At 65.8% G+C, this 8,095-nt stretch carries 4 protein-coding genes; 2 read left to right on the forward strand and 2 right to left on the reverse strand.

Going from position 1 to position 8,095, the window contains the following annotated elements; translation table 11 throughout:
• Positions 1-3,657: efflux RND transporter permease subunit (locus QZY03_RS30255; protein WP_295587826.1), on the reverse strand; the 3,657-nt coding region annotated here is incomplete at its 3' end.
• A gap of 97 nt (positions 3,658-3,754) precedes the next feature.
• Positions 3,755-4,909 carry an efflux RND transporter periplasmic adaptor subunit gene (locus tag QZY03_RS30260; RefSeq protein ID WP_295587827.1) on the reverse strand — a complete coding sequence of 385 codons (1,155 nt, stop codon included), beginning with the start codon at positions 4,907-4,909 and terminating at the stop codon, positions 3,755-3,757.
• Between the two features lie 471 nt (positions 4,910-5,380).
• Between QZY03_RS30260 and QZY03_RS30265 the strand changes: the two genes are divergently transcribed.
• Positions 5,381-6,880: a dynamin family protein gene (locus QZY03_RS30265; RefSeq protein WP_295587829.1), complete on the forward strand. Its 1,500-nt coding sequence runs from the start codon at positions 5,381-5,383 to the stop codon at positions 6,878-6,880.
• A gap of 216 nt (positions 6,881-7,096) precedes the next feature.
• Entirely contained in the window at positions 7,097-7,990 is an 894-nt protein-coding gene (locus tag QZY03_RS30270; RefSeq protein ID WP_295587831.1) for an ROK family protein, read from the forward strand.
• Positions 7,991-8,095: the final 105 nt, after the last annotated feature.

Below are 8,095 nucleotides of genomic sequence, written 5' to 3' on the forward strand. Positions count from 1 at the left end.
GGCCGCTGCGCTCGCCGGGGCCGCGCCCGGTACCGGGGCCGCGCCGCCGCCCGTACCGCCACCAGCGGGCTTGGGCGCCGCCGGACGCGGCGGCCGGGGACGCGGCGGCGGCTTCGGCTTGAAGACGTTCTTCAGCAGGTCGATAACCAGCAACAGGATGCCGCGCAGACCGTAGAAGACCAGGGTCAACACCTCCCACACCTTGGCCAGGACACCGATCAAGCCGCTGGCCGACCGAACCTCGGTCCGGCCGGTCGACGGTTGCGCCGCCTCACTCTGGCACGGCAGTCCGGCCGCCGGGAGGTGAGTGGCCGAGGCGGCGGCGACTTCGCACATGTCACGACTCGCGGCCACACATCCCAGTGGGATGACGATCAAGGTCAATACCGTCGAGACGACCGTGCCGGCCAGCAGCGAGATCGCCATACCCTGGAAAATCGGATCGGTAATGATGACGCTGGAACCGGCGACCAAGGCCAGTGCGGTAATCAGGATGGGCCGCGTCCGGATCTTGCAGGCACGGATCACCGCCTCGGCGACCGGGATGCCGCGCTGAATCTCGTGGATGGAGAAGTCCACCAGCAGAATCGAGTTGCGCACGATGATGCCGGCGAGCGCGATCCAGCCGATCATCGAGGTCGCGGTGAATTCACCTCCGAGTCCCAATTCGAACATGACGAAATGGGCCGGAATAATCCCCAGCAGGGTGAGCGGAATCGGCGCCATGATCACCAGCGGAATCCGGAAATTGCCGAATTCCCAGACCACGAGAATATAGATCAGCACCAGGGCGACCATGAAGGCCGCCCCCATGTCGCGGAAGGTCTCGAAGGTGACAGTCCATTCGCCGGCCCACTCCAAGGACAAGCGGTCGCTGTTGGGCGGAGGGCCGAGCCAGTAGAAGGCGTCCCCGAACCCACCGCCGGCGGCCGGCTTGGTGCCGTCCGGCGCCGTGTAGTCGGCCGCGGCCATCAGATCCTGGACCTGGAACATGGCGTAGACCGGCGCCGCCAGTTGCCCGCCCACGTCCGCGACCACGAACTCCACACCGCGCAGATCCTTGTGGTAAATGATGTCCTCCTCCTGGGCCCGGCGGAATTGGCCCAACTCCCTCAAGGAGATCGTATAGCCTTGGCTCGACTGGATCGGCAGATCGCCCAGCCGCTCGACCTGCGAGCGCTCGGCCAGCGGCACCTGCATGACGATCTGAATCGGCTCATGGCCGCTCTGCTGGCCCTGCGCCTGCTTGATGTCGCCGACCGGTGCACCGCCCAAGGCCATCGCCAGGTTACGGTTGATCGTGTCCACCGAAATGCCGCGGCGCACCGCCTTCTCGGTGTCCACGTCGAAGCGCCAGTAGTCATAGGCCCCGCGCAGATAGTTATCCACGTCACGGGTGCTCTCGGCTTGCTGGAAGAACCCGGTCACGTCGCGCGCAAAGGCGCGCCGAAGTTCGGGTGAGGGGCCGTGAATCTCCGCCACGACGGACTGCAACACGGGCGGTCCGGGCGGCATCTCCACCACCGCGAGCGTGGCCCCGGTGCCCTTCGTCAGCGTGTTCAGCAGCTCGCGGGCAGCCACCGCGATCTCGTGACTGGTCCGGTCACGCCCGTGCTTGTCGGTGAGTTGAACCTGGATTTCCGCCTGCCAGGGCTCGGACCGCAGATAGTAATGACGAACCATGCCGTTGAAGTCGAAGGGGCGCGCGGTCCCGGCGTAGACCTGGACCGCGGTGACCTCGGGGATGGTCCGCAGTTGTTCCGCCAACCGGTGCGTCAGGTTCGCCGTCACCGGCAATGCCGTGCCTTCCGGCAGGTCGACGACCACCGAGAACTCCGGCTTGTTGTCGAGCGGCATCATCTTCACCGCGACCCAATTGAAGTAGAAGAAGGAGCAGGCGAACAGGAAGGAGCCCCACAAGACCAGGCGGAAGATGCGGCGTTTGCGCCGACTCTCGATCAGGGGCGTCAACACGGCACGGAAGAAGCGTTCCGTATACTCAGCGCTCTTGTGCTCGCGCTTCTCCGCCGCTGCCAGATAGGCCATCGACGGCCGCAGCCACTTGGAGATGGCGAGATAGGGCGTGAAGACGAAGGCCGCGAAGAGTGAAATGAACATAGCCACCGAGCCCAGCTTGGGGATCGGAGCCATGTAGGGACCCATCATGCCGCTCACGAAGCCCATGGGCAGCAACGCGGCGATGACGGTAAAGGTTGCGAGGATGGTCGGATTGCCGACCTCGCGCACCGCGTCGACCGCGGTCTCGTCATCGGTGCGGCCCTCCTCGAGCCAGCGCCGATAGATGTTCTCGACCACGACGATGGCGTCATCCACCAGGATGCCGATGGAGAAAATCAGCGCGAACAAACTGACCCGATCGATCGTGATCCCCCAGATCCAGGCCACGAAGACGGTCATGAAGAGCACCACCGGGATGATCAGCATGACCACGATGGCGGGGCGCAGGGCGCGGAAGGCGAGCAGCACCAGCACGAACACGAAGAAGGTCGCCTTGATCAACTTGAGGATCAGCTCGGTGACCTTCTGATCCGCCGTCTGGCCGTAATTGCGGGTGACACTGACCTCGACATTGTTCGGGATCCGACTGCCCTTGAGTTCCTCGACCCGCTCCATGATGGCGTTGGCGACGCTCACGCCGTTGGTCAGTTCCTTCTTGGCGACCGCGATGGTGACCGCGGGCCGGCCCTGTGTCGCGTCCTGATTCGCCGAGGCCGGGCCGGTGTAATAGGCCACCAACTCGGTGGCATCCTCCGGGCCCATGGCCACCCGGGCCACGTCGCGGATGTAGACCGGAACCTCGTTGTGGGTCCCGACGACCAGGCGGTTGATATCATCGACACCCGTCAGGAACGAGCCGGTCGTCACCGTAAAGCGTGAACCGCTGGACTCCACGCCGCCCGCGCTGGCCTCGGCGTTGGCTGTCTTCAAGGTCTGGGCGACCTGATCCAGGCTGATCTGGTAGCCGGAGAGCCGCTCCGGAGACACATCCACGGTGACCTGCTCGCGCCGGCCGCCGACGATCAGCCCTGGTCCCGTATCCTTCACCTGACCGATGGCCTGCAGCACGTCCTGGGCGAGCAGCCGCAATTGGCCGTCATCCACATCGGGCACACCATCCCGATCCAGATCCTTCGACCACAGCGTCAGAGTGACGATCGGCACGTCGTCGATGCCTTTACTCTTGACCAGCGGCGGCAGAACCCCGGGGGGAATCTTGTCCATGTTGGAGGCGATCTTGTCGTTCACCTTCACCAGCGAGGGTCCCATCGGCTGACCCACGTCGAACTCCACGGTGACCAGGCCCTGGCCGCGCTGCGAGGCGGAATAGACGTGCTTGACCCCGGGGATCTCACTCATGATCCGCTCCAGGGGCTGCATCGCCAGATTGGCCACCTGCTGCGACGAGGCCCCGGGGTACTGCACCATGATGTCGATCATGGGCACTGAGATCTGCGGGTCCTCCTGACGGGGCGTCAAGAGCAGCCCGAGGATCCCCATGAGCAACATCGCCACATAAAACAGCGGCGAGAGCGGGGAGCGAATAAAGAAACGGGCCGAACGCCCGGCGATCCCCAGGTTCTCATCGGTGACCGGCGGCTCCTTGCGTGGCGAGGCAGCGGTGGCGTCTTCGCTCATAGTACTTCCAGGCAATGCGCGCCGACGCGATGTCGGCAACGGCAGGTTACAAGTCAGTTACGGCCAATCTCCAGCGGATCGGCTTGCACTGGATGGATCAGCGATTCGGCGCGGCCTCCTTGGCCCAGCCGGCGGTCACCCGCGGACCCGGGTTGGCGAGGATCCGATCACCCGCCGCGAGCCCACTCAGCACCGTGACGAAGCCGTTGCCCAGTTCCTCGCCGATCCGGATCAGGCGCAGTTGGGGCTCACCGCTTTCAGCCAGGACGTAGACTCCGGGCAGGCTGCCGTTATAGCGGATCGCGCTTGAGGGGATCGCGGGGTTGGTGCGCGCCGGGGCATTGACGTCGGGAATCAGCACTCTGGTGTACATGCCGGGTTCGGAGACCCCCTGCGGCAGGTCGAACTTGACCTTGACCGTATGGCGCTGGGCATCGGCCATCGGAAAGATCTGGGCAACCCGCACCGGGACCCGGCGGTTATCGAGATCCAGCTCGGCCTTGACCATCATCCCCTCACGCAGTCCCGGACGCAGACGCGCCGGCACGTCGACCTCCACCTGGAGATATTCGACATCCGCGTAATTCAGCAAGGGCTGACCCGGCTGAACCGTGTCGCCCACCTCGACGAACTTCTTGACGATGACGCCGGCGAAGGGAGCAATACTGCGGGCGTCCCGGATCTTGGTATCCAGTGCCTGCAGTTCAGCCTGCAGGCGCAGCATGGCGTTCTGGGCCTCCTGGATCTGGATGCCGGAGGCGAACAGGTCCGCCCCCCGCTCGGCGCCGCGCTCCCGATCACCGACCATGCTTTCCATCGGGCGGGTGAACATCTGATCGAACAGGTTCGGGATGCCCATACCGCCGGGGGCGGCGCTGGCGCGGGGCGAGAACATCTCCCGGTTGTACTGCACCCCGGCATTGCGCAGTTGCGCGTCGGCGCTCGCCATCTGCGCGACCATAGCGCGCCGCTTGGCGAGCAGTTCGGCATCGTCGATCGCGACCAGGAGCGCCGCATCCTTGAACTTATCGCCCTCGATCCCAGCCAGAAAGGTCACCCGACCGGGCAGTTGCGCCGCCAGCGTGACCTCTTTATAGGGGATAACGGTGCCGCCAACCGAAACGGTGGGTGCCCCCTGGGCCTGCTGCACCGTGATGATCTCACCCGGATCGCCTTGCCCTTGGGCTACCGCAGCCCCAGCAACCGCGAGGGCGAAAGCCAGCAAACCGGCACCGACGCTACTTCTAGTCATGTTTCCCATCGAAAGGCATACCAAGGGCATTGGTTCAGGTTTCTGCAAACACGCACGACAGCCGTTGGACCGTCGGTCGCGAGTGCAGGACCGGGTTGACCGCGCGCACCGTCCCGGACACCCATCGGGCAGCCAAGCAACGGCGAGGCAACGCGGCCGGTAGAGGAACATCAGAACGGAATTGGTCGGTCTTTGCGCATCGCGTTTGCCGCTGTCGTTATCATCATCTGCCGCGCGTCGGGGCGCAGTATGCACGCGCGCCCCGTATGGATTCAAGCAACCTGGGGAGCGCGAGACTACCGCGTCGCGACCGATCGGTATACCATCCGTCGTCAACTGCGGGCGATGCGGATCCTCATCCGCCGCCCTGTTCAGCACCAGCCATCGCGGCGCTGTTCCCCACGGACCCCAGGGCCAAGCCCCGGACCGCACGACAGCGCTTCCCCCCTTGCCCCTCAGAGGATTGCCGTCATGCCGACAGAAGAGGTCGTCTCCCAGCGTCTGAAAAACCTGGAGCGACACCTGGAGCAAGAAAACCCGGTGCTCCTCAATGCGGTGCAGAGCTTTCGCGAGCTCGATACCGTTGCCCACGGCATGGGACTACTGGCGCGCAACGCGTCCTATGCGACCCAGATCCCCTGGTGGCCGCTGATCTCGGTGCTCGGGACCTTCTCGTCGGGCAAATCGACGTTCATCAATGACTTTCTCGGGCACAAGATCCAGCGCACCGGCAATCAGGCAGTGGACGATCGCTTCACGGTCATCTGCTACAGCAGCGCCGCGACGCCCCACGCCCTGCCCGGCGTCGCCCTGGACGCCGACCCACGCTTTCCGCTCTACCGCATCTCATCCAGCATCAATGAGGTGGCGGCCGGCGAGGGGGAACGCATCGACGCCTACCTGCAACTGCGCGCCTGCCCGAGCGAGCGGCTGCGCGGCCGTATCCTGATCGACTCCCCCGGCTTCGACGCCGACAAGCAGCGCACCGCCACCCTGCGCATCGTCGATCACATCATCGACCTGTCGGATCTGGTGCTGGTCTTCTTCGACGCCCGCCACCCGGAACCGGGCGCCATGCGCGACACGCTGCAACACTTGGTGGCCAATACCATCAAGCGGGCCGACTCGGGTAAATTCCTGTTCATTCTCAACCAACTCGACATCACCGCCCGCGAGGACAACCCCGAGGACGTGGTCGCGGCCTGGCAACGCGCACTCGGCGAGGAGGGCCTGTCCGCCGGCCGCTTCTACACCATCTACAGCCCGGATGCGGCCAGCCCGATCGAGGACGAGGCCCGGCGGCGGCGCTTCGAGACCAAGCGCGATGTCGACTTGGGCGAGATTCACGGACGCATGCAGGCGGTCGAGGTGGAGCGTGCCTACCGCATCGTCGGCGCCCTGGACAAGACCGCGACCGACCTTGGCGAGTCCGCGGCGCCGATTCTCCGGGAGGCCTTGACCCGCTGGCGTAGGCAGGTGCTCATCGCCGATATCATCCTGTTCGGCACCCTCGGTGTCCTGTTTCTCATATGGAGTATGAGCGCCGGCCACTGGCAGGCGGGGCTCACCTACAACCCGCCGTGGCTCGACCTCCTGCACCAGGTATCCTGGGGTCCCAAGGCGCTGATCGGCGCCCTGGTCGGTCTGGCGGCCGCCGCCCATTTCAGCATCCGCCGCGTGACTGCCAGGCGGCTGACCAAACGGGTGCGCACCCGCGCGGCGGCGTCCAGCGTGCGCGGCGATCTGGTTGGTGCCTTCGAGCGCAACACGGTCTGGTCGCGCTCACTCCTGAGCACCCGCCCCCTCGGGTGGGACAGCGCGGCGCAGCGGCGGGTGGAGCAGGTGCTCCAGAACTGTGATAGCTATATCCAGAAGCTTAATGACCGCTTCACCAACCCCTCCGGCCATGCGGCGGCGGGGCCTGGGCGCAAGTCAGCAGTCCGCAAATCGGCTCATGCTCGAGAAAAATGATCCCGGCCGCCGCAGCGGTATTCAGGCGATTTCCGCAGAACTTCGTGCCATGCGGGCTCAACCTCCGGGGATTCTGGCGACGCAACTGGAGGCCGACGCTGTAGCGGGCGGCGGTGCCGCGTCCGGCTGGAAGCGCAGCACAAGGGGCGAGATTCATAAGAATTTGCCTGCATCGTGCAGGCCCTGTCTCATCGGCTAAACCCTGGGCAATTGACCATGCGCATCGGTGTTGACCTCGGCGGTACCAAAATCGAAGCGATCGCCCTGGACCGGGGCGGCGCGATCCTGGCGCGACTGCGCATCCCGGCCCCGCGCGGCGACTACGGTGCCACCCTGGACGCCTGCGTCGGCTTGATCACCGCCTGCGAGGCCGAGACCGGCCGCCAAGGCAGCATCGGGATCGGCACCCCCGGCGCCATCTCGCCGTTCACCGGACGCATGCGTAACGCGAACTCGGTCTGGCTCAACGACCAGGCGCTGGATCGGGACCTCGCCGAGCGCCTGGGCCGACCGGTGCGCATCGCCAACGACGCGGACTGTTTCACCCTCTCCGAGGCCACCGACGGCGCCGGCCGCGGGGCCAACAGTGTCTTCGGGGTCATCATCGGCACCGGGACCGGCGGCGGCCTGGTGATCGGCGGCCGACTGCTCACCGGTCCCAATGCCATCGCCGGGGAATGGGGTCACAATCCCCTGCCCTGGCCCCAGCCGGACGAACGCCCCGGACCGCCCTGCTACTGCGGCAAATGCGGGTGTATCGAGACCTTCGTCTCCGGACCCGGACTCGCCGCCGACCATGCCGCGCACACCGGCCGCGCCCTGAGCCCGCCGGAGATCCAGGCCGCCGCCGCGCGCGGCGAGCCGAGCGCGATCCAGAGCCTCGCCCGCCACGCCGAACGACTCGCCCGCGGACTCGCCGGCGTCATCAACATCATCGACCCCGAGGTCATCGTCCTTGGCGGCGGTCTCTCCAACCTCCCCCATCTGTATGACGATCTCCCCGCACTGATCCGCTCCCACCTGTTTTGCGACGGCATCGCCACGCGCATCCTGCCGCCGGTTCATGGCGACTCCAGCGGGGTGCGCGGGGCGGCGTGGCTGTGGGGGTGACGCCATGAAAATCGCCTGCGGACGTGATACCCAGGCGTAGGGGCGGGTTTCAAACCCGCCCCTACACGAAGGTCTGTTTTCTCGCTCCCACGCTCCAGCGTGGGA

The sequence above is a fragment of the uncultured Lamprocystis sp. genome (assembly GCF_903933125.1).
Taxonomy (GTDB): Bacteria; Pseudomonadota; Gammaproteobacteria; order Chromatiales; family Chromatiaceae; genus Thiodictyon.

Excerpts from the sequence above, each read along its gene's own strand:
- QZY03_RS30260 (WP_295587827.1), bottom strand. The coding sequence starts at position 4,909 with ATGACTAGAAGTAGCGTCGGTGCCGGTTTGCTGGCTTTCGCCCTCGCG.
- QZY03_RS30265 (WP_295587829.1), top strand. The coding sequence starts at position 5,381 with ATGCCGACAGAAGAGGTCGTCTCCCAGCGTCTGAAAAACCTGGAGCGA.
- QZY03_RS30270 (WP_295587831.1), top strand. The coding sequence starts at position 7,097 with ATGCGCATCGGTGTTGACCTCGGCGGTACCAAAATCGAAGCGATCGCC.